Source organism: Enterobacter sp. WCHEn090032, from assembly GCF_003986875.1.
GTDB lineage: Bacteria > Pseudomonadota > Gammaproteobacteria > Enterobacterales > Enterobacteriaceae > Enterobacter > Enterobacter sichuanensis.
The window spans coordinates 1-23,055 of the sequence record NZ_RXRN01000003.1 but is presented as its reverse complement, the minus strand read 5'-3'; the positions used below and the strand labels follow the sequence as shown (position 1 = coordinate 23,055).

Annotated in this window: 22 protein-coding genes; 10 read left to right on the top strand and 12 right to left on the bottom strand. The window is 54.7% G+C overall.

The window, feature by feature from the left end; translation table 11 throughout:
• Nucleotides 1-7: 7 nt before the first annotated feature.
• From EKN83_RS03090 to EKN83_RS03060, 7 genes are all read right to left on the bottom strand, one after another.
• Nucleotides 8-598 (bottom strand): malonic semialdehyde reductase, encoded by a 591-nt coding sequence (locus tag EKN83_RS03090; RefSeq protein ID WP_126800310.1) that lies wholly within the window; start codon nucleotides 596-598, stop codon nucleotides 8-10.
• A gap of 9 nt (nucleotides 599-607) precedes the next feature.
• Complete coding sequence (gene rutD, locus EKN83_RS03085) at nucleotides 608-1,408, bottom strand: pyrimidine utilization protein D (protein WP_045284631.1); 801 nt, start codon at nucleotides 1,406-1,408, stop codon at nucleotides 608-610.
• Nucleotides 1,409-1,415: 7 nt separating this feature from the next.
• The gene (gene rutC, locus EKN83_RS03080) at nucleotides 1,416-1,802 is read right to left on the bottom strand and encodes a pyrimidine utilization protein C (RefSeq protein ID WP_025755881.1); all 387 of its coding nucleotides are present in this window, start codon (nucleotides 1,800-1,802) and stop codon (nucleotides 1,416-1,418) included.
• A gap of 11 nt (nucleotides 1,803-1,813) precedes the next feature.
• Complete coding sequence (gene rutB / locus EKN83_RS03075; RefSeq protein ID WP_045284630.1) at nucleotides 1,814-2,503, bottom strand: pyrimidine utilization protein B; 690 nt, start codon at nucleotides 2,501-2,503, stop codon at nucleotides 1,814-1,816.
• Nucleotides 2,503-3,594, bottom strand: coding sequence for a pyrimidine utilization protein A (gene rutA / locus EKN83_RS03070; RefSeq protein ID WP_095440998.1), 1,092 nt, complete (start codon nucleotides 3,592-3,594; stop codon nucleotides 2,503-2,505). Before rutA ends, rutB begins: the two co-directional genes overlap by 1 nt.
• A gap of 441 nt (nucleotides 3,595-4,035) precedes the next feature.
• Entirely contained in the window at nucleotides 4,036-4,587 is a 552-nt protein-coding gene (locus EKN83_RS03065) for a hypothetical protein (protein ID WP_260591115.1), read from the bottom strand.
• Nucleotides 4,588-4,904: 317 nt separating this feature from the next.
• On the bottom strand, nucleotides 4,905-5,477 hold the full coding sequence (locus EKN83_RS03060) for a flavin reductase family protein (protein WP_025755876.1): 573 nt from the start codon (nucleotides 5,475-5,477) through the stop codon (nucleotides 4,905-4,907).
• Nucleotides 5,478-5,606: 129 nt separating this feature from the next.
• Between EKN83_RS03060 and EKN83_RS03055 the strand changes: the two genes are divergently transcribed.
• The 3 genes from EKN83_RS03055 to EKN83_RS23465 all read left to right on the top strand — a co-directional run bounded on the left by EKN83_RS03055 (nucleotide 5,607) and on the right by EKN83_RS23465 (nucleotide 7,695).
• Nucleotides 5,607-6,506, top strand: coding sequence for a LysR family transcriptional regulator (locus tag EKN83_RS03055; RefSeq protein WP_126800309.1), 900 nt, complete (start codon nucleotides 5,607-5,609; stop codon nucleotides 6,504-6,506).
• Between the two features lie 299 nt (nucleotides 6,507-6,805).
• Nucleotides 6,806-7,378: an EcsC family protein gene (locus EKN83_RS23470; RefSeq protein ID WP_260591112.1), complete on the top strand. Its 573-nt coding sequence runs from the start codon at nucleotides 6,806-6,808 to the stop codon at nucleotides 7,376-7,378.
• Nucleotides 7,318-7,695 (top strand): EcsC family protein, encoded by a 378-nt coding sequence (locus tag EKN83_RS23465; RefSeq protein WP_260591110.1) that lies wholly within the window; start codon nucleotides 7,318-7,320, stop codon nucleotides 7,693-7,695. Before EKN83_RS23470 ends, EKN83_RS23465 begins: the two co-directional genes overlap by 61 nt.
• A gap of 209 nt (nucleotides 7,696-7,904) precedes the next feature.
• On the opposite strand, the gene EKN83_RS03045 is transcribed toward EKN83_RS23465, so the two are convergent.
• Both EKN83_RS03045 and EKN83_RS03040 read right to left on the bottom strand, forming a co-directional pair.
• Nucleotides 7,905-8,261 (bottom strand): DUF4440 domain-containing protein, encoded by a 357-nt coding sequence (locus EKN83_RS03045; RefSeq protein ID WP_094918327.1) that lies wholly within the window; start codon nucleotides 8,259-8,261, stop codon nucleotides 7,905-7,907.
• A 129-nt stretch (nucleotides 8,262-8,390) separates the two neighbouring features.
• Nucleotides 8,391-8,702, bottom strand: coding sequence for a hypothetical protein (locus EKN83_RS03040; RefSeq protein WP_059385304.1), 312 nt, complete (start codon nucleotides 8,700-8,702; stop codon nucleotides 8,391-8,393).
• 291 nt (nucleotides 8,703-8,993) lie between these two features.
• Here EKN83_RS03040 and rutR point away from each other — a divergent pair, with 291 nt between their 5' ends.
• Nucleotides 8,994-9,632, top strand: a complete 639-nt coding sequence (gene rutR, locus EKN83_RS03035) for an HTH-type transcriptional regulator RutR (RefSeq protein WP_025755874.1) — start codon at nucleotides 8,994-8,996, stop codon at nucleotides 9,630-9,632.
• A gap of 6 nt (nucleotides 9,633-9,638) precedes the next feature.
• Here the strand turns inward: rutR and EKN83_RS03030 are convergent, their stop codons facing one another.
• Together EKN83_RS03030 and putA are read right to left on the bottom strand one after the other, a co-directional pair.
• Complete coding sequence (locus tag EKN83_RS03030) at nucleotides 9,639-10,058, bottom strand: lysozyme inhibitor LprI family protein (RefSeq protein ID WP_126800308.1); 420 nt, start codon at nucleotides 10,056-10,058, stop codon at nucleotides 9,639-9,641.
• A gap of 51 nt (nucleotides 10,059-10,109) precedes the next feature.
• Entirely contained in the window at nucleotides 10,110-14,072 is a 3,963-nt protein-coding gene (gene putA / locus EKN83_RS03025) for a trifunctional transcriptional regulator/proline dehydrogenase/L-glutamate gamma-semialdehyde dehydrogenase (protein ID WP_045284625.1), read from the bottom strand.
• A 423-nt stretch (nucleotides 14,073-14,495) separates the two neighbouring features.
• Between putA and putP the strand changes: the two genes are divergently transcribed.
• Together putP and EKN83_RS03015 are read left to right on the top strand one after the other, a co-directional pair.
• Complete coding sequence (putP, locus tag EKN83_RS03020; protein WP_126800307.1) at nucleotides 14,496-16,004, top strand: sodium/proline symporter PutP; 1,509 nt, start codon at nucleotides 14,496-14,498, stop codon at nucleotides 16,002-16,004.
• A 114-nt stretch (nucleotides 16,005-16,118) separates the two neighbouring features.
• The gene (locus tag EKN83_RS03015) at nucleotides 16,119-16,538 is read left to right on the top strand and encodes a DUF3574 domain-containing protein (RefSeq protein ID WP_126800306.1); all 420 of its coding nucleotides are present in this window, start codon (nucleotides 16,119-16,121) and stop codon (nucleotides 16,536-16,538) included.
• A gap of 72 nt (nucleotides 16,539-16,610) precedes the next feature.
• On the opposite strand, the gene EKN83_RS03010 is transcribed toward EKN83_RS03015, so the two are convergent.
• The gene (locus EKN83_RS03010; protein ID WP_095441001.1) at nucleotides 16,611-17,795 is read right to left on the bottom strand and encodes a NupC/NupG family nucleoside CNT transporter; all 1,185 of its coding nucleotides are present in this window, start codon (nucleotides 17,793-17,795) and stop codon (nucleotides 16,611-16,613) included.
• A 251-nt stretch (nucleotides 17,796-18,046) separates the two neighbouring features.
• On the opposite strand from EKN83_RS03010, the gene efeU reads away from it, so the two are divergent.
• The 4 genes from efeU (at nucleotide 18,047) to phoH (ending at nucleotide 22,626) form a co-directional block, all read left to right on the top strand.
• Complete coding sequence (efeU, locus tag EKN83_RS03000; protein ID WP_025755868.1) at nucleotides 18,047-18,880, top strand: iron uptake transporter permease EfeU; 834 nt, start codon at nucleotides 18,047-18,049, stop codon at nucleotides 18,878-18,880.
• 40 nt (nucleotides 18,881-18,920) lie between these two features.
• Nucleotides 18,921-20,048: an iron uptake system protein EfeO gene (efeO, locus tag EKN83_RS02995; RefSeq protein WP_126800304.1), complete on the top strand. Its 1,128-nt coding sequence runs from the start codon at nucleotides 18,921-18,923 to the stop codon at nucleotides 20,046-20,048.
• Nucleotides 20,049-20,053: 5 nt separating this feature from the next.
• Nucleotides 20,054-21,337 carry an iron uptake transporter deferrochelatase/peroxidase subunit gene (gene efeB, locus EKN83_RS02990; protein WP_025755866.1) on the top strand — a complete coding sequence of 428 codons (1,284 nt, stop codon included), beginning with the start codon at nucleotides 20,054-20,056 and terminating at the stop codon, nucleotides 21,335-21,337.
• Nucleotides 21,338-21,837: 500 nt separating this feature from the next.
• Nucleotides 21,838-22,626: a phosphate starvation-inducible protein PhoH gene (gene phoH, locus EKN83_RS02985; RefSeq protein WP_024908976.1), complete on the top strand. Its 789-nt coding sequence runs from the start codon at nucleotides 21,838-21,840 to the stop codon at nucleotides 22,624-22,626.
• The last annotated feature ends 429 nt before the right edge of the window (nucleotides 22,627-23,055 follow it).

The window sequence follows — 23,055 nt, the reverse complement described above, 5'->3', positions numbered from 1 at the left end:
TCGCTCCTTACGCCAGGCCGCAGGCATCGTCGAAGTCCAGACGCGGCAGGCGTCCGTAAAGTTTGCCCGGGTCGCCATAGCCAATGTTGATCAGCAGGTTGCTTTTAAGCGTGGTGCCGGTGAAAAAGGCGTCGTCGACTTTTTGTCGGTCAAAGCCCGACATCGGGCCGGTATCCAGCCCCAGGGCGCGGCAGGCGAAAATCAGGTAAGCGGCCTGCATGGAGCTGTTGCGAAACGCCGTCTCTTCCGCAAGGGCGGGGCTGGTGGTAAACCAGCTTCTGGCATCACCGTGCGGGAACAGTTCGGGCAGGCGCTCGTAGAATTCACTGTCCCAGGCCACGATGGCCGTAACCGGCGCCGAGAGCGTTTTCTCCAGGTTGCCGCTGGAGAGCGCCGGGCGCAGCTTCTCTTTTCCCTCTGCGCTTCGCACAAAGACTATCCGCGCCGGAGAGCAGTTGGCGGACGTAGGGCCCCATTTCATCAGGTCGTAGATCTCGCGCAAAACCTGGTCGCTGACCGGCATATCCAGCCAGCCGTTATGGGTGCGCGCGGCGGTAAACAGCGTCTCCAGCGCAGTGGGATTAATGGCTTCGCTCATTACAGCTCCTTATAACGCAGGTTCATGGCTGTGCAGCAGGCTGGCAAGCCCGTTCAGCAGCAGCGTGTTAAAGGTGTCCGGCTCGGTGACGTTGCAGGCATGTCCACCCTGGCGCATCACCACTTTCTGACTGCCGGGGATTGCCGCCTGCAGTTCAGCGGAGCAGACAGAAGGCACCAGCATGTCGTCGCTGGAGCAGATAAGATGTACCGGGCAGCGGATGCGCGCGGCATGGCGGCTGAAGTCGGCTTTCTTCAGGGCGCTGAGCCGGTGCAGCAGGTTGGTTTTTCCCTGGAAATGGGCCAGCGCCAGCGCCTCTTCTGCCTCCAGACGAGGGGCGCGGGCCGCCATCCAGTCTGCCGGGTAGAGAAACAGCGGCTGCGCCTCTACCCATGCCTGCGGGCCGCCGGAATGCAGCAGGCGCTCGCGGATCTGAAAGCAGCGGCGGGTGTGCGCGTTAAGGGTTAACCAGCCGTTCACGCACACCAGCGCGGTGAGGGCGTCGGGATGATCCAGCGCCAGCTGCAGGCCGACCAGCGCCCCCAGCGCATGGCCGACGACGCTGTAGCGGGCAATCCCGGCCTCCGCCAGCGCCCGGGCCAGTTCGTCCGCCATCTGCGCAAGGCTGTACCCTTCCGGCAGGGTATCGGGGTTATTGCCCGTTCCGCGCTGGTCATAACAGACCACCTGATACTCCTGCTCCAGCACGGCGAGCTGGGGCAGCCAGTAGCTGCCGCTGCCGCCGAGACCGGCAATCAGGACCACCGCGGGTGCCCCCTCATACGGGGGCGGTGAGACGGAGAGTTTCATGGCCGCCTCACTTCGCGATGTGGGCAACGGTGGCGATCTCAACCAGCGCCTCCGGCTTCACCAGCCCGCACTGAATGCAGAACCGGGCCGGTTTATCGCCTGGGAAGAACTCCGCGTAGATTTCGTTAATCGCGGCGTAGTTTTTCCAGTCGGTGATAAAGATGCTGTTGAAGGTCACATCCTCCATCGTGCCACCCGCTGTTTCGATCACCTTTTTGATGGTTTCCAGCACGTGGCGGGTTTGCGCCTTTGGGTCGTTGATAAACACCACGTTGTTGTCTTTATCAAACGGCAGCGTGCCGGAGACGTACACCACGCCGTCGGCGAGCGTGCCGGGCACAAACGGGGCGATGGGCGTGCTGGTACCCGGCGGAATAATCACGGATTTCGGCATCGTTTTTCTCCTCAGGCGATACGGGCGAGTGGAGGATTCAGGGCGTCGCAGAACTCCGCGACGTTACTGACCCAGCCAAAAAAGGTTTCGATATTGAACAGGGCCGCTTTCTGGGCGAATTCCGGCCCGGCCTGATGGGTCGCGTCTTCCAGCACCACGCCGAAATACTCCAGGAAGAAGCCGTCGCGCAGGGTGGACTCCACGCAGACGTTGGTGGCGATACCGGTGAACACCAGATGGCGTATCCCCCGGCTGCGCAGCAGGCTGTCGAGCGGGGTGTTGAAAAAGCCGCTGTAGCGCGGTTTGGGCAGCACAATATCGCCTTCCTGCGGGACCAGTTCATCCACCAGCTGATAATCCCAGCCGCCTTTCGCCAGCAGTTTGCCCTGCAGCTCGGGCCGCTTGCGCATGGTTTTCAGGGCGTTCGATTTGTGGAAATTCGGTGAACCGGGGCCGCCGGCCTCAACGTACTGGTCGTCCCAGCCGTTCTGGAACCAGACAATGAGCATACCGGCGGCGCGTGCGGCGGCTACGGCGGTTTTGATATTCTCGATCACCGGTTGCGTCGCCGAGACGTCGAACCCCGCCAGATCCAGATACCCGCCGGGGCTGGCGTAGGCGTTTTGCATATCCACGACAATCAGCGCGCTCTGCTCAGGCGCAAAGGTAATGGCTTCCGGGCGTGCGTTCAGGGTCGTCATTACGCCACCTCCTTCGTAACGGCAGGGATATGGGCGCGGCACTGCATCAGCGGCTGGATGCGCTCGCCGAAGGTTTCCACACCGCTAAGAAAATCATCGAAGGTGAGCAGGACGCCTTCCGCGCCGGGAACGGCCGCCACTTCGTCAAGCATTCTGGCGACGCTGGCGTACGAGCCGACCAGCGTGCCCATATTGATGTTGACAGCGGAAGTTGGGTCGGCCATCTGGCGCACGTTGGTATCCGCCCCGGAGCGGGTATCTTTCTGGCTCTGTTCGGTGAGCCAGCTCAGGGCCTCCTCGTCGGCACCGTCCTTATAGCGCTCCCATTTCGCGCGGGCGGCGTCGTCGGTTTCGTCGGCGATCACCATAAACAGCACATACGAGCCCACGTCGCGCCCGGTTTTGTCGGCGGCCTCTTTCATCCGCGCGGCGGTCGGGGCGAAGGCGGCTGGCGTGTTGACGCCTTTACCGAAGCAGAAGTTGAAGTCGGCATATTTCGCCGAGAATGCCATTCCCGCGTCGCTCTGCCCGGCACAAATCACCTTCATAGGAACCGACGGCTGTGGGCTGACGCGGCAGTCGTTCATGGTGAAGAAATCCCCTTTGAAATCGCTTTTGCCGGTACCCCACAGGTCGCGCAGCACCTGCACGTATTCGGTGAGGTAGTCGTAGCGACGAGAGAAGTAATCGTCACCCGGCCACAGCCCCATCTGCTCGTACTCCGGCTTTTGCCAGCCGGTGACCAGGTTGACGCCAAAGCGCCCGCCGGAGATGGAGTCGATGGTCGAGGCCATGCGCGCCACGATGGCCGGAGGCAGGGTGAGCGTGGCGGCGGTCGCGTAAATCTGAATCCGCGAGGTGACCGCGGCCAGCCCGGCCATCAGGGTGAAAGACTCCAGGTTGTGATCCCAGAATTCGGTTTTGCCACCAAAGCCGCGCAGCTTGATCATCGAGAGCGCAAAGTCGAAATGGTAGTGCTCCGCTTTTTGCACGATGGCTTTATTCAGCTCGAAGGTCGGCATGTATTGCGGTGCGGTGGTCGAGATAAGCCAGCCGTTGTTGCCGATCGGTACAAATACGCCAATTTTCATCACGAACCTCTCTTCATCTCAGTGTGGGGTGAAAGTCAGACGTGGCGCTGCATCCTGCATATCCTGTTAAGCCTCGCGAAAAGGGATCTGCAAAGGGGATGCCAGTTTTTAAAAAGGCTTTGTTATTAATGTGTTAATCAGAGGTTGGTGAATTGAAATCAAATAAAGTGGACTAAATGGTCAAAAGTAATGCACGCAAAGCAGGCAGCGGTGCGCGATGACGGTGCAGGGGAGGCGAGGGTAATGCGACAACGATCCTGGTGCGGAACAACCCATCATCAGACAACACAGATAGTGGTGCTCCATTCGCAAATTTCTTCACCCTTTTCAAATGCTGCATTTCCGTTTGGGAAACACAGGGGCAAATGTGCAAAAGGACACTGACGCGCCTCACCGATGACTATCAAGCTTCCATTATTCAGTAGGGCGCTTCTAAGATAATTATTTAGGACACATATCTCTATAGCTTGTCATTTTCATCCTGGTTGCTGCCCCAGTTGATTTATTTATTTCATATAACTCAAAATAACACATATTATCGTCATTCCGGTTCCTGAATTCATATAATTTGTCTTTTTCAGGCCGGATAACAAAGTCTTTAGTACAAAGTCTACCATCGCTAAGATGTTTAGAAGGCCATACACCTAATAATTTTCCTGCACGAACATAATATTCTGCGCGGTCAAGAGGGTATACGCCATCTGGCAATTTGGATTTTTTAAAGCCCTTATCGATATATACGGGGTTACTTTCGAAAGTTGTTCTTACTTCAGGGTAGTATCCTTTTGGAGGCATCTTATATGGCTGATTACAATCAAAATCCCCCCACATCATAGTATCGCTGGTAAAACCAACAATTCTCACTTCAGCCCGGTCTCCAGAGGTGACATCCTGCACATGATTAACGACAACCTCGCGTTGTATGCATCCTGTCATTGCAACAGATATGAGGAAGAAGGGGACGGCAGCCAACGTTTTTGTTTTTTTTGACATAAATTAAATCCTTTTTAACCATTATGTGTAACGGCATCACTCTACCAGTCCAATAATATTAACTCCAGCAGAACTGGACGGTGACAGTTGTATGCACAATGTGGTGCAGGGTAAAGAAAAATGAGTAAAAAGGCTGCCGATGCGTCCTGGCGAGTCGGAAATAAAGACTTAAGTTAATTTTTAAAATTAGGGGGCGCCTCTGGCGCCTCCGGGAAAAGAATTACTGCTTTGAGCGAAAAGCGGACATCTTAAGTGGTTTTTTTGTTACTACCTCTATGTAGCCATGTTATATGGCTACATTTATAAAGAAGTAAGGATTAGTCTTTTCCCGGACCATAATTAAATTTTGTACCTTTGCCAATGGCGTAAAACTGTCCGCCAGCCACGTAATGGACAGTACGCAATTCATCAGGCGCATGATCAAAAATCCAGTGCCCATTTTTGAAAACGCGGTCATCACTCCATGCTCCGACAATTTCCCCCATGAACAAGTTGTGCTGCTTTTCATTTTCTACATTGGGTATGACCTTACAGACTAACCAGCCTGCGCAACCTTCAACTAAAGGAAGATCAAACTCTTTCTGATAAAACAGTGGAATTTTACTGTTTTTATCGGGTGTATCAGAATAACTGTGGCCTCCAGCATATAAAACCATTTCCATTTGTTTTACTACTGGGATCTGGACAACGTAATATCCGCTTTTTTCTACAAGCCCGCGAGTAAATGCCTGTGGACCTATAAAAGCCATCACTTTGTTATTGCCTACTAACCCCACCCAAGCCGCTGCCATGACATTTTCAATGCCATCATTTTTAGCAGATATCATCGTCGTTGGCCCGACCTGCAATAAACGATAGGCTTTGTTTAACTCTACTGGTTGAATTGACATAATTTACTCTTTTGGGTTCTGATAAAAAATTAAGACAGGTTACTTATTTGATTGTTCGATTATATGACTGGAATAGTTGCAAATTAATTGCTATTATCTAAATGCATTATTGCAATTTTCACAACAATCATGAACAAACTTGATGCTCTAAAGTTTTTTATCATTGCCTCTGAGACCCTAAACTTCCGCGAAGCAGCCATAAAGTTGTCGGTTTCACCATCAGTAGTAACCCGAACAGTCGCTGAGTTGGAGAAACAACTTGGTGAACCTCTTTTCAAACGCAATACTCGTTCGATCTTTCTCACCAGTTTTGGTGAGTTATTTTTACCCCAAGCGAAGCGACTGCTGGAAGATTCTGAAAAACTATTTCAGACAGCGAAAGATGATAATGAAATGAAGGGTATTGTTCGTATCACATTACTTCGACTTCCAAATCATGAACAAATCTTGTATGAACTATTGACTGCACTACGTCCATATCCTGAGTTATTTATCGACTGGCGTTTAGATATGATGAAACTTGATACTATCGAGCATCGTATCGATATAGGTATACGTGTAGGGCGAGAACCTAATCCAAACTTTATCATTAAAAATATCGGGCAAGTTGAACATATTTTGGTTGCGTCCCCTGAACTCATTGCGCGCCTGGGAGCACCAATTGATTTAGAAGATCTTCGACAGCGTTATCCATTTAGTGGTTTAATTAATCCTGAGACGGGAAAATCATTTGAGTTTATGAGTGACGCAGTGAATACTTTTGTCCCTCGCCATATTGAGTTTTATACTACAGACCCATACGCCGAAATTCAGGCTGCATTGGCCGGGAAAACGGTTGTACAATCCAGCGATTTTATCTGTAGGGAGTACTTAGCAAGCGGCCAACTTGTTCCCACACTGCCTGAACTGCGACAGGAGAAATGGCAATTTTATTTATATCGGCCTTACCAGTTGATTACTCCCAAAAGGGTGACGGTCGTTTTTTCGCTATTAGAAAAAATATTACGTAAATATTTCGCATCAAAATAACCGTCTCCTCAACGTCCGCTCCTGGCACACAGCAGACAAGCACGTGACACTGAAGGTCTGCTTTGAGCGAGAAGCGGAAGTTATACAATCGTAAATGCAAGTCATAGAGATTTAACATGTCAAAATGATCTTTTTCATCGATGAACCGCACAATCTAACATCCTTCTAGACCCTCCCTTTCTTTTTGCGACCTATCTTCAAAAAAAACTTTAAATTACTCATCTATGCGTTTTTATTGCCGATACATTATTATCAAATTCACGTCATACAAACACTGATGACTTCAGGCAAGAGATAAAATGGAACTGATCGCTTACGACAAAAATGCACTTCAGCAAATCCACGACTGGAAAAACCCACAGCGAGGTTTTCTAGCTAAATCATTTGAATTAATCAGCAAACCTCTAAACAGCGCCGGAGAGATAGTTCTTTCAACGCCTGTCGTCGGCGAAGCCATTCAATCTTCTGTACAGGGTCTGGTGGGTGTCTGTAACGATGCCGCGCTGTGGTCAGTGCGACCAGAGGCGATTTTCGAAGAGTACCGTAATGACGGGCATGTCCACATCAATCACTACGCAGATATTGAAACGCTACGTCTCGAGGACATCGATAAAACCGTCGGCTGGCTGGCTGCTAAATACAAGGGCATTGCATTGGCGGAAGGTGCAGGCGCAGGTGTGATGGGGATTGCAGGGATGGCCATCGATATACCTACCCTCATTACATTGAATCTGCGAGCCATTGGAGAATACATACATATTACGGTTTTGATATCACCCGTCAGGAAGAACGACTTTTTGCCTTTAACATATTGGGGCTCTCTTCTGCTTCATCGACTATGGCGAAAAACGTCGCCATGGCGCAGCTGGTAAAAATATCGCAGCAGGTCGCAAAGAAAGTAGTCTGGGAAGAATTAGAAAAACAAGTATTTGTGAAGATTATTAGGCAGATAGCCAACAGCCTGGGGATTCGCCTCACCAAAGCAAAACTGGCCCAAACGATCCCTATCGCAGGTGCGGCCGTTGGTGGAGGTTATAACGCCTATTTCACCAGCAACGTCTGTGATGCGGCTTACCACCTCTATCGCGAGCGCTTCTTGGCAATGAAATACGATCCGTCTGTAATCGATGTTACGGTAAAACCTGCAGATGATTTTTTGCCCGGCGCCGGCGATCCGGCTTTCGAATGAGCATAAATGGATCGTTCTTCGACTCTTTTTTCCATATGAAAGAATGGGTTCATAAACGATAACTGAATCTTAATAGCTACAGGTTTAACAGATAATTCAGTAGTCAACTTTCAACCTGGCAAAAAAACAACTTCGTTTTGGTGAGAAGCGGACCAAGCAACTGAGCTGATGGTCCGCTATTAGCGAGGAGCGGACGTTGTATTTGACACCTACACGCTCTGTGCCTCAGGTGTTCCCTGATGGAATACCAATTTCCATTGCCCGTTCTCAGATATTTCCCAGCATGAAGAACGAAGGGATGCACGATTACCATCTGGATTGACAGTTCTGTAGTGCAGTATTGCGAATTTATCTCCAGCACTGATAAGCCGGAAATCACTACTAAGAATAGCTGGAACGCTATCTTCATCCGAAAGGGCTTCAATAGTTTCTGCACGATCAACTAATACGCCTGAACGCGTTATTTCGCTAAATCTCTCATGGAGTATCTGTTCAAGCCATTCCCGATTTTTTCGCCTGCTGCCATGAAGAGAACATTCGAGTCTTTTTAACGTATCCAGTAGCATAGTGGTTGCCCTCATCACAATCGAACATTAACTTTTAAGGCAATAATCGCTGGAATGCAACACCCGTTCCCGGCACAGATCTAGTTCGAACTGCGGCGCTGAGGTTTTGCTATGAGCGAGGAGCGGAAATTAGTCAATTATTTCCGATGGTTTTTCATTCTCGGGCGACCAATACCCACCGCTGCCATGGTAAGTTTCAGCACCTAATACAAACTTAGTTCCACAGTGCCTACAAACAAAATGGTAATCGACGATATCGCCCCATATCATCTTTTCAGCACACTCTTGAAAGCTGTATTGATTCCAGTCATCCGTTGCATCAATTTCGGCCAGAACCCCTTCGCTGAGCGCATTCTTTGCAATACGGATTGCTTTACGTAATTGTTCAGGTTGGCGGATAACGTATTTAACACATAAATCCAGGCACCGATCGCAACTCATTAAACAGCCTCCATGATGATATGTTGGCGTGGTTTACCACTATAAGCCATCAAATTATTCACAACTTCTTCTATGGTGAACTTCTGAATTGATGTTAGCAACGCCCGCTTCTGGCACAAAGCGGACCGTCTAAAGGGCCGAGGAACCCGCTATAAAGAACGGTTAGTCACATTCGCATTGGCCTCCCACAACAGCTTTTCCTTGTCGATTTTGCACAGACTCTGTACCCCAAAATGTCGAGAGAAAGCAGGGCTTTTGCTATGCTATGGCAAACCAATAAGGAGAGCGGGAATGACACAAGGCGCAGTGAAAACACCAGGTAAACGTTCGCAGGCCGTGAGTGCCAAGAAGCAGGCGATCCTCAGCGCGGCGCTGGAGACTTTTTCACAGTTTGGTATTCACGGCACGCGCCTGGAGCAGGTGGCGGAGCAGGCCGGGGTGTCCAAAACCAATCTGCTCTACTATTACCCGTCGAAAGAGGCGCTGTATGTCGCGGTGATGCAGCAGATCCTCGACATCTGGCTGGCGCCGCTGAAAGCGTTCCGCGAAGAGTTAGCCCCGCTGGTGGCAATCAAAGAGTACATTCGCCTGAAGCTGGAGGTCTCGCGCGATTACCCGCAGGCATCAAGGCTGTTCTGTCTGGAGATGCTGCAGGGCGCGCCGCTGCTGCAGGCGGAGCTGACGGGGGATTTAAAACAGCTGGTTGACGACAAGTCGGCCATTATTGCCGGATGGGTGGCCAGCGGAAAGCTGGCACCCGTCGACCCGCATCATCTGATCTTTATGATTTGGGCTTCAACCCAGCATTACGCTGACTTTGCGGCCCAGGTTGAGGCGGTGACCGGAAAAACGCTTCAGGATGAAGCGTTTTTCCACAGCACCCTGGAAAACGTGCAGCGGATGATTATCGAAGGGATCCGCGTGCGTTAGTTCCCCTCACCCTAACCCTCTCCCCAAAGGGGAGAGGGCCGGGGGGAGGGGACAGCTTAAGTCGCCCTCTTCACACTGCATCAGCGAGGCCAGAAACGCTTCACGCTCCGCGGTTTTCTCCGCCAGGCACTGATTAACAATCATCGGCTGAATGCTGCCGCCTTCCGTACCCGAACCGATAAACGTACAGTCCGCATCGCGCAGGGCAATCCAGGCCTGCTGCGCTTTTTTCAGCAGGTCGCGCTGAGGGGCTGCCGCGCGCTTGATGACCGCCTGATACGTCTGGTTGAGCTTTTTATCGGCAGCCTGATACTGCTGCGCGCTACAGGTATTCAGTTCAAGCTGGGTGGTCGCTTTGTCGCACTCGTCGGCCAGCGCGCTGGCGCTCAGCAGCAGTGCTGCACCTGCGATAAGAAATCGTTTCATACACTCCCCAATTAAATAAGGCTCCGTCTCCGGAGCCTTATTAGCACAGCGTTAGCCGATTGTCATCAGGCTGGCGTTACCGCCTGCCGCCGCGGTATTGACGCTAAGCGAACGTTCCACATACAGACGCTCCAGCAGCAGGTTGGTTTCCCCGCGCGCGAAGCCTTGCACCGAAACAATCGCCCCGCTGCGGGCCGCCACCTGCTCGCACAGTTCGCGCAGCTGGTCAGAATCACCGTGATAAATCACTGCGTCAAACGGCTGCGTCAGCAGCGCATCGGCCTTCGCGAAGTGAATGCGCGCCGAGACCGCTTTCGGCAGCTGTTTTGCCAGATCGCGGTGCAGCGCATCTTCTGGCCACAGCACTTCACAACCGGTTGCCATCGCTGCGGCCAACTGCACCAGCGCGTCCTGCTCGTTATCCGCCACGCACAGCACGCGCTCGCGCGGCATCAGCGTCCAGGTGTTGCGCTCGCCGGTTGGCCCTGGCAGCAGACGCTGCGTACCGGCCTGCGCCAGCTCGCCGTACTGCTGTGCGAGGGCACGCAGTTCAGGACGTTTTTCCGCCCATGTGATGAGGGCTTCCAGCGGCTGCGTCAGCACGGTTTTCAGCTGCGCGTCCACCGGATAGTCCGCGTCCTGACGCGCCAGCGTTACGCCCAGCGCGTTCTCCGGACGGTTCGCCAGCAGACGGTACAGGTAGAGCGGGCCGCCCGCTTTCGGACCGGTGCCGGAGAGGCCTTCGCCGCCGAACGGCTGCACGCCCACGACCGCGCCGACCATGTTGCGGTTAACATACAGGTTACCCACTTTGGCGTTACCGGTGACCTGTGCGATGGTCTCATCGATACGGGTATGCACCCCGAGCGTCAGGCCATAGCCGGAGGCGTTGATCTGCTCAATCAGTGCGTTGAGGTTATTGCGGTTGTAGCGCACTACGTGCAGTACCGGACCGAAGACCTCTTTTTTCAGCTCGTCGAAGCTTGCCAGCTCAATCAGCGTTGGCGGCACAAAGGTGCCGGTACGCCATTCGCGGGCATCTTCACTGGTTTCACGCACGGCCTGGAACACCGGACGGCCTTTCGCGCGCATCGCCTGAATATGGTTTTCGATATTGGCTTTCGCTTCCGCGTCGATCACCGGTCCGATGTCGGTGGTGAGACGGCCCGGGTTGCCCATGCGGCATTCGGCCATCGCGCCGCGCAGCATCTTCAGCGTGTGGTCGGCCACGTCATCCTGCAGGCACAGCACGCGCAGGGCGGAGCAGCGCTGACCGGCGCTGTCAAAGGCGGAGGCCAGCACGTCAACCACCACCTGCTCGGTGAGCGCGGAGGAGTCGACGATCATGGCGTTCATCCCGCCGGTTTCGGCGATGAGCGGAGTCGGACGACCCTGCGCATCCAGACGGGTGGCAATATTGCGCTGCAGCAGGGAGGCCACTTCGGTTGAACCGGTGAACATCACGCCGCGCACGCGGTTATCGGCGGTCAGTCTGGCACCTACCGTTTCACCACGTCCTGGCAGCAGCTGAACCACGCCCGCCGGCACGCCGGCTTCCAGCAGGATGTTGATGCCCTGCGCGGCAATCAGCGGGGTTTGCTCTGCCGGTTTGGCCAGCACGCTGTTGCCTGCGGCCAGGGCGGCGGCAATCTGGCCGGTGAAGATTGCCAGCGGGAAGTTCCACGGGCTGATACAGACGACCGGACCCAGCGGACGGTGGGTTTCGTTATCGAAATCATCGCGCACCTGGCCTGCGTAATAATGCAGGAAGTCGACCGCCTCGCGCACTTCGGCAATGGCGTTGCTGAAGGTTTTCCCCGCTTCGCGCACCAGAATGCCGATAAGCTGTTGCATCTGATCTTCCATCAGCACCGCCGCGCGTTCCAGAATGGCGGCGCGCTCCTGCGGCGGGGTAGCGAACCAGATAGGGGCGTTGTTCACCGCGCTCTCCAGCGCCTGCTCCACTTCCGCGTCGGTGGCTTCACGCACGTAGCCGACGATATCTTTTGGCTCCGCCGGGTTGATCACCGGCTGCATTTCACCGTCAGCAACCGGCTGCTCCAGCATCGGTTTGGCCTGCCATTTCTGCAGCGCGCTATTGAGCAGGGCAGAGGAGAGGGAGGCCAGTCGGTGTTCGTTGGCGAGATCCAGACCCGCCGAGTTAACGCGGCCTTTGCCGTACAGCTCGCGCGGCAGGGCAATCTTCGGATGCGGCAGGCCAATCTGACCTTCCTGAGCCGCCATCTTCTCAACGGCCAGTACCGGATCGGCCACCAGCTCGTCCAGCGGCAGCGTGGTGTCGGCGATGCGGTTAACGAAGGAGGTGTTCGCACCGTTTTCCAGCAGGCGACGCACCAGGTACGCCAGCAGGGTTTCGTGGGTGCCCACCGGGGCGTAAATACGGCATGGGCGGTTGAGTTTGCCGTCTGCCACTTTCCCGGTCACCTGTTCGTACAGCGGTTCACCCATGCCGTGCAGGCACTGGAACTCGTACTGGCCCGGATAGTAGTTCTGCCCGGCCAGGCTGTAAATCGCCGCCAGGGTGTGGGCGTTGTGGGTGGCGAACTGCGGATAGATCAGGTTCGGCACGCCAAGCAGTTTTTTCGCACAGGCGAGGTAAGAGACGTCGGTGTAAACCTTGCGGGTATACACCGGATAGCCTTCCAGCCCTTCCATCTGGGCGCGTTTGATTTCGCTGTCCCAGTAGGCGCCTTTCACCAGACGGATCATCAGGCGGCGACGGCTGCGGCTGGCGAGGTCAATCAGGTAATCAATGACGAACGGGCAGCGCTTCTGGTAGGCCTGGATAACGAAACCAATGCCGTTCCAGCCCGCCAGCTCCGGCTCGAAGCACAGTTTTTCCAGCAGATCGAGGGAGATCTCCAGACGGTCGGCCTCTTCGGCGTCGATGTTGATCCCGATATCATATTGGCGCGCCAGCAGGGTCAGGGACTTCAGGCGCGGATAGAGCTCTTCCATTACCCGGTCGTACTGCGCGCGGCTGTAACGCGGGTGCAGGGCGGAGAGCTTAATTGAGATGCCCGGGCCTTCATAAATACCGCGGCCGTTAGAGGCCTTGCCGATGGCGTGGATTGCCTGCTGATACGAAACCATGTAGGCCTGCGCGTCGGCGGCGGTCAGGGCGGCTTCGCCCAGCATGTCATAGGAGTAACGGAAACCTTTATCTTCCAGTTTGCGGGCATTCGCCAGCGCTTCGGCAATGGTTTCCCCGGTCACAAACTGCTCGCCCATCAGGCGCATCGCCATGTCCACCCCTTTGCGGATCAGCGGCTCGCCGCTCTTACCGATAATGCGGTTCAGGGAGCGGGAGAGGTTGGCTTCGTTATGGGTCGAGACCAGTTTACCGGTAAACAGCAGGCCCCAGGTCGCGGCGTTAACAAACAGCGACGGGCTGCGGCCAATGTGCGAATGCCAGTTACCGTTGCTGATCTTGTCGCGGATCAGCGCGTCGCGGGTGGCTTTATCCGGAATACGCAGCAGCGCTTCCGCCAGACACATCAGCGCCACACCTTCCTGTGAAGAGAGGGAGAACTCCTGCAGCAGACCCTGTACCATCCCGGCGCGGCCGGTGGCGGTTTTCTGGTTACGCAGTTTGTCCGCCAGCTGATACGCCAGGCTGTGCGCCCGGGCGGCAATCTCCTCCGGCAGACGGGCCTGCTCCAGCAGCATCGGTACCGCGTCGGTTTCGGCGCGACGGTATGCGGCGGTAATGGCGGCGCGGCTGACGGACTGCGGCAGGATCTGCTCGGCGAATTCGAGGAACGGCTGGTGAGTTTCGTCGCCCGTGACCGGTGCTTCCTCGCTTTCATTGGCGGCACCGGCGAGCAGGGCAGGCAGCTCCGGCAGGCCCTCGTCGCTCTCGAGTCTTTCGAGGTAGTTAAAAATCGCCTGCTTAATTAACCAGTGCGGCGTGCGGTCAATGCGGGTTGCTGCGGTCTTAATCCGTTCGCGGGTAGCGTCATCCAGCTTAACCCCCATGGTGGTCATACCCATGCCAAAGCTCCTGTTGTTCTTTCATCGTGTTTGGTCGTTAGCGTGAAATATCCACCATGTTGCAACTTTGTGCAACCGTGTTAAATGTGACCTGGTCTGCAACCCAGAAAATGAATGGATTGTTAATGATTGGTTAGCTGAAAAAACGCACCAGACCCGTGACGGGAAGCCTGGTTTTATGCGGGAGTTAACACTTTTCAAAGGTGCAACCCGTAAAAGCGTGAGCGAGTGCAACCTATAGGAAACTCGTATCAAACCGGGGATGAAATTGATGTAAATGCAGTGTTAAATCGTTTGTCAGCGGGAGGCGCATACGGCAGGATAGCGCGCCCAACCGAAACACAAGATACCATCACCTCGTTCCGGTGATCATATAACAAGGCAACCTGGATGGTTGTCGCTCGACACTTTTGGAGAATTTGAATGGCAATTAGCACACCGATGCTGGTGACATTTCTCGTTTATATTTTTGGCATGATCCTGATAGGGTTTTTGGCATGGCGTTCAACGAAAAACTTTGACGACTACATTCTGGGCGGACGCAGTTTAGGCCCGATGGTGACCGCACTCTCGGCGGGCGCATCGGACATGAGCGGCTGGCTGCTGATGGGTCTGCCGGGGGCGATTTTCATCTCCGGTATCTCCGAAAGCTGGATCGCCATCGGTCTGACCGTAGGCGCATGGATCAACTGGAAGCTGGTGGCAGGCCGTCTGCGCGTGCATACCGAAGCGAACAATAACGCCCTGACGCTGCCGGATTACTTCACCGGACGCTTTGAAGATAACAGCCGCATCCTGCGCATTATCTCTGCTGTCGTTATTCTGCTGTTCTTTACCATCTATTGTGCCTCCGGCATTGTGGCCGGTGCGCGCCTCTTCGAAAGCACCTTCGGCATGAGTTACGAAACCGCCCTGTGGGCCGGTGCCGCCGCCACCATTCTTTACACCTTCGTGGGCGGCTTCCTCGCCGTCAGCTGGACCGACACCGTGCAGGCGAGCCTGATGATTTTCGCGCTGATCCTGACCCCGGTGATTGTGATTTTCACCGTCGGCGGCTTTGGCGATTCGCTGGAAGTGATCAAGCAGAAGAGCATTGAAAACGTCGATATGCTTAAAGGGCTGAACTTTGTGGCCATCGTGTCGCTGATGGGCTGGGGTCTGGGCTACTTCGGTCAGCCACACATTCTGGCGCGCTTTATGGCCGCGGACTCTCACCACACCATCGTCCATGCCCGTCGTATCAGTATGACGTGGATGATCCTCTGCCTGGCCGGGGCGTGTGCGGTAGGCTTCTTCGGTATCGCGTACTTCAGCAATAACCCGGCGCAGGCGGGCGCGGTGAACCAGAACGCCGAGCGCGTGTTTATCGAGCTGGCGCAGATTCTGTTTAACCCGTGGATTGCCGGTATTCTGCTCTCCGCCATTCTCGCGGCGGTGATGTCCACCCTGAGCTGTCAGCTGCTGGTCTGCTCCAGTGCGATCACCGAAGACCTCTACAAAGCCTTCCTGCGTAAGGGCGCGAGCCAGAAAGAGCTGGTGTGGGTAGGGCGCTTTATGGTGTTGCTGGTGGCGCTGGTGGCGATTGCGCTGGCGGCGAACCCGGAAAACCGCGTGCTGGGCCTCGTGAGCTACGCGTGGGCAGGCTTCGGTGCGGCGTTTGGTCCGGTGGTGCTGTTCTCCGTTATGTGGTCACGCATGACCCGTAACGGCGCGCTGGCGGGGATGATTATCGGTGCGGTCACCGTTATCGTCTGGAAACAGTTCGCATGGCTGGGGCTGTACGAAATCATCCCGGGCTTCATCTTCGGCAGTATCGGCATCGTGGTCTTCAGCCTGCTGGGTAAAGCACCGTCTGCCTCCATGCAGAAACGTTTTGCCGAAGCAGACGCGCACTACCACTCTGCACCGCCGTCTAAGCTGCAGCCTGAATAATCCTCCCCCTCACCTTAACCCTCTCCCCAACGGGGAGAGGGAATAAACCTCTCTTGCTAAATTCTGCAATTTACGTTGATATCGCTGTGCTTATAACAATGAGGATAGCGACACATGACAATCAAAACAGGGTTAATGGCAGGGGCATTATTGCTGCTGGCAGGCTGCACCGTACCGTCGCAGCACGCTACGGTTGAAACCTGCAAAGCGGATAACCAGATGCAGCAAACCACGCTCTATTTCGGACTGAATCGTCCGGCCGGGGCGCAGATCACCAGCAACGAATGGCAGCAGTTTGTCGACCAGGACGTGACGCCGCGTTTTCGCGATGGCTTAACGGTGTTTGACGCGCGGGGGCAGTGGCTGGGGAACGACGGGAAAGTGGCGCGTGAACCGAGCAAGGCGCTGCTGCTGATCCACGGTAACGATGCGCAGAGCGAGAAGAACATCGAAGCGTTACGCGGGATATATAAGTCCCGCTTTGCGCAGGAGTCGGTGATGCGTGTTGACCAGCCGGTGTGCGTACAGTTTTAATGAAAAACGGCGGGATTACCCGCCGTTGTTGTACCGTAGGCCGGGATCGCTGCGCGTCACCCGGCAAAAAAATTACAACACCAACCCCGCAAAGCTCGCCGACAGCAAACTCACCAGCGTCGCGCCGTAGACCAGACGCAGACCGAAACGCGACACCACGTTCCCCTGCTGCTCGTTCAGGCCTTTGATCGCGCCCGCCACGATGCCGATGGAGGCAAAGTTCGCAAACGACACCAGGAAGACGGATAAAATCCCCAGCCCGCGCGGGGACATCTGATGCGCGATTTTTTGCAGCTCAATCATCGCCACAAATTCATTCGCCACCAGTTTGGTTGCCATAATACTGCCCGCGTTTAAGGCGTCACTGAGCGGAATCCCCACCAGCCACGCCAGGGGATAAAATACATACCCCAGGATCTGCTGGAAGCTCATACCAAATACGCTGGAGAAGAGGGCGTTAACGGCGCTAATAAGGGCGATAAAGCCGATCAGCATAGCCAGAATAATCATCGCCACTTTAAAACCGGCCAGAATATATTCGCCGAGCATCTCGAAGAAACTCTGGGATTCATGCAGTTTTTCGAGCTTAACCTCCGCCTCCGCTTCCGGGCGCGCCGGGTTGATGACAGAGAGAATAATAAAGGTGCTGAACATGTTGAGAATCAGTGCCGCGACGACATATTTGGCATCGAGCATGGTCATATAGGCGCCGACAATCGACAGGGAGACCGTCGACATGGCCGTGGCCGCCATGGTGAACAGACGACGAGAAGAGAGATCCCCCAGCACGCCTTTGTAGGCAATGAAGTTTTCAGACTGACCGAGGATCAGCGAACTCACCGCGTTAAAGGATTCCAGCTTGCCCATACCGTTCAGTTTGGACAGCAGCGTGCCAATCACCCGAATAAAAATCGGCAGAATGCGCCAGTGCTGAAGAATACCAATCAGCGCGGAAATAAAAATAATCGGGCAAAGCACGCCGAGGAAAATGAACGCCAGCCCTTTTTCCCCCATTCCGCCAAAGACGAAATTGGTGCCTTCGCTGGCAAATTTGAGCAGTGACTCAAAAAATCCGGATACGTATTTAATCAGGAATAACCCGCTTTCGGCATGCAGGAAAAAGAACGCCAGCGCAATTTCAATAACAATCAGCTGTAAAACAAAACGAAGGCGAATTTTTCGGCGGTCAAAACTTGTAAGCCAGGCCAGCGCAAGAATAATCACCAGCGCCAGCAGGAAATGGACAATTTTAAACATGGTTTATTTTCAGTTAGGTTGCGAGGCGGATATTTAGCCACAGCCCTGAATCAGCGTAAATGGGCATTTTCGTTATAACTTATAAATCTGAACGTTACGTACGTCATTATTATCAGGCTTTACGTTTACAACTCGTCATCAAAACAGCGTACATTTCGCTTGTGTTTCTTTTCGCGGTAATGATAATCACTATCACAAGAATTTACCTTTCTTTGCATCAGTTGACCGCGATAAACATTTAAGGTGTCGGCATGTTTGTTCCATTTCTCATTATGTTACGTGAAGGGCTCGAAGCTGCCCTCATCGTTAGCCTCATCGCCAGTTATCTGAAGCGAACCCAGCGTGGGCGCTGGATTGGCGTGATGTGGGTCGGGGTTTTCCTTGCCGCGGCGCTCTGTCTGGGCCTGGGTATCCTTATCAACGAAACCACCGGGGAGTTCCCGCAAAAAGAGCAGGAGCTGTTTGAAGGTATCGTCGCCGTGATTGCGGTGGTGATCCTCACCTGGATGGTGTTCTGGATGCGTAAAGTCTCGCGTAACGTGAAGGTGCAGCTGGAACAGGCGGTGGATAACGCGCTGCAAAAGGGCAATAACCACGGCTGGGCGCTGATCATGATGGTCTTTTTCGCCGTCGCGCGTGAAGGACTGGAGTCGGTTTTCTTCCTGCTGGCGGCATTCCAGCAGGATGTGGGGATCTGGCCACCGGTAGGCGCCTTGCTGGGCCTTGCCACCGCCGTGGTGCTCGGTTTCCTGCTCTACTGGGGCGGTATTCGTCTTAACCTGGGCGCCTTCTTCAAGTGGACCAGCCTGTTTATTCTGCTGGTAGCGGCGGGGCTGGCGGCGGGGGCAATTCGCGCCTTCCATGAAGCAGGGCTGTGGAACCATTTCCAGGACGTGGCGTTTGACCTTAGCAACGTTCTCTCCACGCACTCGCTAACCGGCACCCTGCTCGAAGGTATCTTCGGTTACCAGGAAACGCCGAGCGTCAGCGAAGTGGCGATGTACTTTATTTATCTGGTTCCGGCGCTGGTGCTGTTTGCTCTGCCGCCGCGCACCGGCACGCAGGCGTCACGCGTTACGCCATAATTTTAGTTTTAGTTACAACATACTTTTAAAGGGAAGAGTCATGGCAATTCAGTTCCGTCGTAGTGCGTTATGCGCAGGCATTGCCGCGCTGTTCGCTTCTGCATTCTCCGCCTGGGGCGCGGATGTTCCTCAGGTTAAAGTGACCGTCAATGACAAACAGTGTGAGCCGATGACGCTCACGGTGAACAGCGGCAAAACCCAGTTCATTATTCAGAACCACAGCCAGAAAGCGCTGGAGTGGGAGATCCTGAAAGGGGTTCTGGTGGTGGAAGAGCGCGAAAACATCGCCCCTGGCTTCAGCCAGAAGATGACCGCTAACCTGCAGCCGGGCGAATATGAGATGACCTGCGGCCTGCTGACCAACCCGAAAGGAAAGCTCATCGTCAAAGGTGCCGCAACGGCCGATGCAGCGAAAGGCGCTGCGGTGCTGAGCCTGGGTGAGGCCATTACCGCGTATAAAGCGTATGTCACAAAAGAGACGGCGGACCTGGCGGTAGCAACCAAAGCCTTTACCGATGCGGTGAAAGCCGGTGACATCGAAAAAGCGAAATCCCTCTATGCGCCGACCCGTCAGCACTACGAGCGTATCGAACCGATTGCCGAGCTGTTCTCCGATCTGGATGGCAGCATTGATGCACGCGAAGATGATTTCGAGCAGAAAGCCGCCGATCCAAAATTCACCGGTTTCCACCGTCTTGAGAAAGCCCTGTTCGGCGATAACACCACCAAAGGGATGGAGAAGTATGCCGACCAGCTGAACAGTGACGTGCTGGAGCTGCAAAAGCGCATCAGCGAGCTGGCCTTCCCGCCGTCAAAAGTGGTGGGTGGCGCGGCCGGTCTGATTGAAGAAGTGGCCGCGAGCAAAATCAGCGGTGAAGAGGATCGCTACAGCCATACCGATCTGTGGGACTTCCAGGCTAACGTCGACGGCGCGCAGAAAATTGTTAACCTGCTGCGTCCTCAGCTGCAGAAAGAGAACGGCGAACTGCTGGCGAAAGTGGACGCCAACTTCAAAAAGGTCGACACCATTCTGGCGAAGTACCGTACCAAAGACGGCTTTGAAACCTACGACAAGCTGACCGATGCCGACCGTAACGCGCTGAAAGGCCCGATTACCGCCCTGGCGGAAGATCTCTCCCTGCTGCGCGGCGTACTGGGTCTGGACTAAGCACCATGAATAAGCATAACGAGAACGACGTGGCTGAGCCTTCCCGTCGTCGGTTGTTAAAAGGGGTCGGGGCGCTGGGTGGCGCCTTTGCCCTGGCAGGCGGGTGTCCGGTGGCGCATGCGGCGAAACCGCAAAGCGCGCCCGGCACGCTGCCACCCAATGCCCGCATGGAGACGCAGCCGTTTTATGGCGAGCATCAGGCTGGCATTCTGACTCCACAGCAGGCTTCCATGATGCTGGTGGCCTTTGATTCGCTGGCCAGCGATAAAGCTGACCTGGAGCGTCTGTTCCGCCTGCTGACCACGCGCATCGCGTTTCTCACGGCGGGGGGACCGGCTCCCGACACGCCGAACCCGCGGCTGCCACCCATGGACTCCGGTATTCTGGGGCCGTTTATCGCCCCGGATAACCTGACCATTACCGTTTCACTGGGTGAATCGCTGTTTGATGCGCGCTATGGGCTGGCAAAACAGAAGCCGAAAGCGCTGCAAAAAATGACGCGTTTCCCTAATGACTCGCTCGATGCTGCCCTCTGTCACGGCGATCTGCTCCTGCAGATTTGCGCCAATACGCAGGACACGGTGATCCACGCCCTGCGCGACATCATCAAGCACACGCCGGATCTGCTCAGCGTGCGCTGGAAGCGGGAAGGGTTTATCTCAGACCATGCCGCCCGCAGCAAAGGCAAGGAGACGCCTGTCAACCTGCTGGGCTTTAAGGACGGCACGGCTAACCCGGATAGCCAGAATGGTGCGCTAATGAAAGAGGTGGTGTGGGTGACTGCCGATCAGGGCGAGCCGGCATGGGCGGTCGGCGGAAGTTACCAGGCGGTGCGAATTATTCAGTTCCACGTTGAGTTCTGGGACCGTACGCCGCTCAAAGAGCAGCAGACGATCTTCGGTCGTGATAAGCAAAGCGGCGCACCGCTCGGCATGAAGAATGAGCATGACGTGCCCGACTACGCCAGCGATCCGAATGGCGATGTGATTGCGCTCGACAGCCATATTCGTCTGGCTAACCCGCGCACCAAAGAGACGCAGTCGAGCCTGATGATGCGCCGGGGATACAGCTACTCGCTCGGTGTGACCAACTCCGGTCAGCTCGATATGGGGCTGCTGTTCGTCTGCTACCAGCACGATCTCGAGAAGGGGTTCCTGACGGTACAGAAGCGCTTAAACGGCGAAGCGCTGGAAGAGTACATTAAACCTATCGGCGGCGGCTATTTCTTTGCTCTGCCAGGCGTGCGCGACAGCAACGCGTATCTCGCTCAGGGTCTTATTGAAGCCTGATAATTGTCCCCGCAACCGTTCGCGGGGACATTATTTTTTCATATGACTATCCTGCTGTTATATTTCTGTAATATTTCTGTATGAGACTGATTTCCACTGTAGGGACAGTCCTAAAAGTTGCATTCAGGTAAAATAAATGTTGCATTTATGATAACTCCTGATGTACTTAAGATAAGACAGCGGTAGTTCCCGGCAGTGATGCTGTATCACTATGGAGATCGCGAATGGTTGCGTCCTGTACTGGACAAGGTAAACATAACAACCGCAGCACCCGGCGCGGAGGCTCAGACTCCGGCAGCGATTTCCTCACCACTAAATTCTCCCCCATCCCTCAAGAATCTGATTCGACCGACGTGCAGAACGGTGCGCGTAGCTGTTCCGTATCGTCATCCGATAAAGCAAGCAATGGCTTACAAGGAAGCCAACCCTCTGATGTTCGTGCGCATAATCGTGCCGAAGCTGGCGCGTGTGATGAATACCAACAACTCAAGGTGCTATCCATGGGAAGACAAAAAGCAGTGATCAAAGCTCGTCGCGAAGCAAAACGTGTGCTGAGACGGGATTCACGTAGCCATAAACAGCGTGAAGAAGAATCGGTCACCTCGCTTGTGCAGATGAGTGGCGTAGAAGCAATTGGCATGGCCCGTGACAGCCGTGATAATTCTCCAATTGTGGCGCGCAATGAGGCTCAGGCGCACTACCTGAATGCTATCGAGAGTAAACAGCTCATCTTTGCAACCGGTGAAGCCGGATGCGGGAAAACCTGGATCAGTGCGGCCAAAGCGGCGGAAGCGCTGATCCATAAGGACGTGGAAAGAATCATTGTGACCCGTCCGGTACTGCAGGCTGATGAAGATCTCGGTTTCTTACCCGGAGATATTTCGGAGAAGTTTGCCCCGTACTTCAGGCCCGTCTATGACGTGCTGGTGAAACGTCTGGGCGCATCCTTTATGCAGTACTGCCTGCGACCAGAGATTGGCAAGGTGGAAATCGCGCCGTTCGCCTATATGCGCGGACGTACATTTGAAAATGCGGTCGTCATTCTTGACGAGGCTCAGAACGTGACCGCTGCGCAAATGAAGATGTTTTTAACGCGCCTCGGGGAGAACGTGACGGTTATCGTTAACGGCGATATTACCCAGTGCGACCTGCCGTCCGGCGTGAAATCCGGACTGAGCGACGCCATGTCACGTTTTGAAGAAGATGAGATGATTGGGGTGGTACGCTTTACCAAAGAGGATTGCGTGCGCTCGGCGCTCTGTCAGCGGACGCTGCAAGCGTATTACTGAATTTGCTGTTGTGTTCAAGGCCCGGGAAACCGGGCTTTGTTTTTTGTGCATTTATTCCCTCTCCCTTGGGGAGAGGGCCAGGGTGAGGGGCTCAGACCGCACCGAGCTGCATCTGGCTCCGGGGGGGATTGACTCGCTGCGCTCGCCCTGCGGGCAGCCTGTTCGCTGCGCTCTCAGTCTGTCCAACTGGCTGTCGCCAGTTGTCGAACCCCGGTCGGGGGTTCTCATCCCCCCAGAGGTGTGCAACATGCGAAAAAAAAGCCCGCATTTTCATGCGAGCTCTTCTTTAAAGATGGCGGTGAGGGGGGGATTGACTCGCTGCGCTCGCCCTGCGGGCAGCCTGTTCGCTACGCTCCCAGTCTGTCCAACTGGCTGTCGCCAGTTGTCGAACCCCGGTCGGGGATTCTCACCCCCCTTTTCGGAGAATAT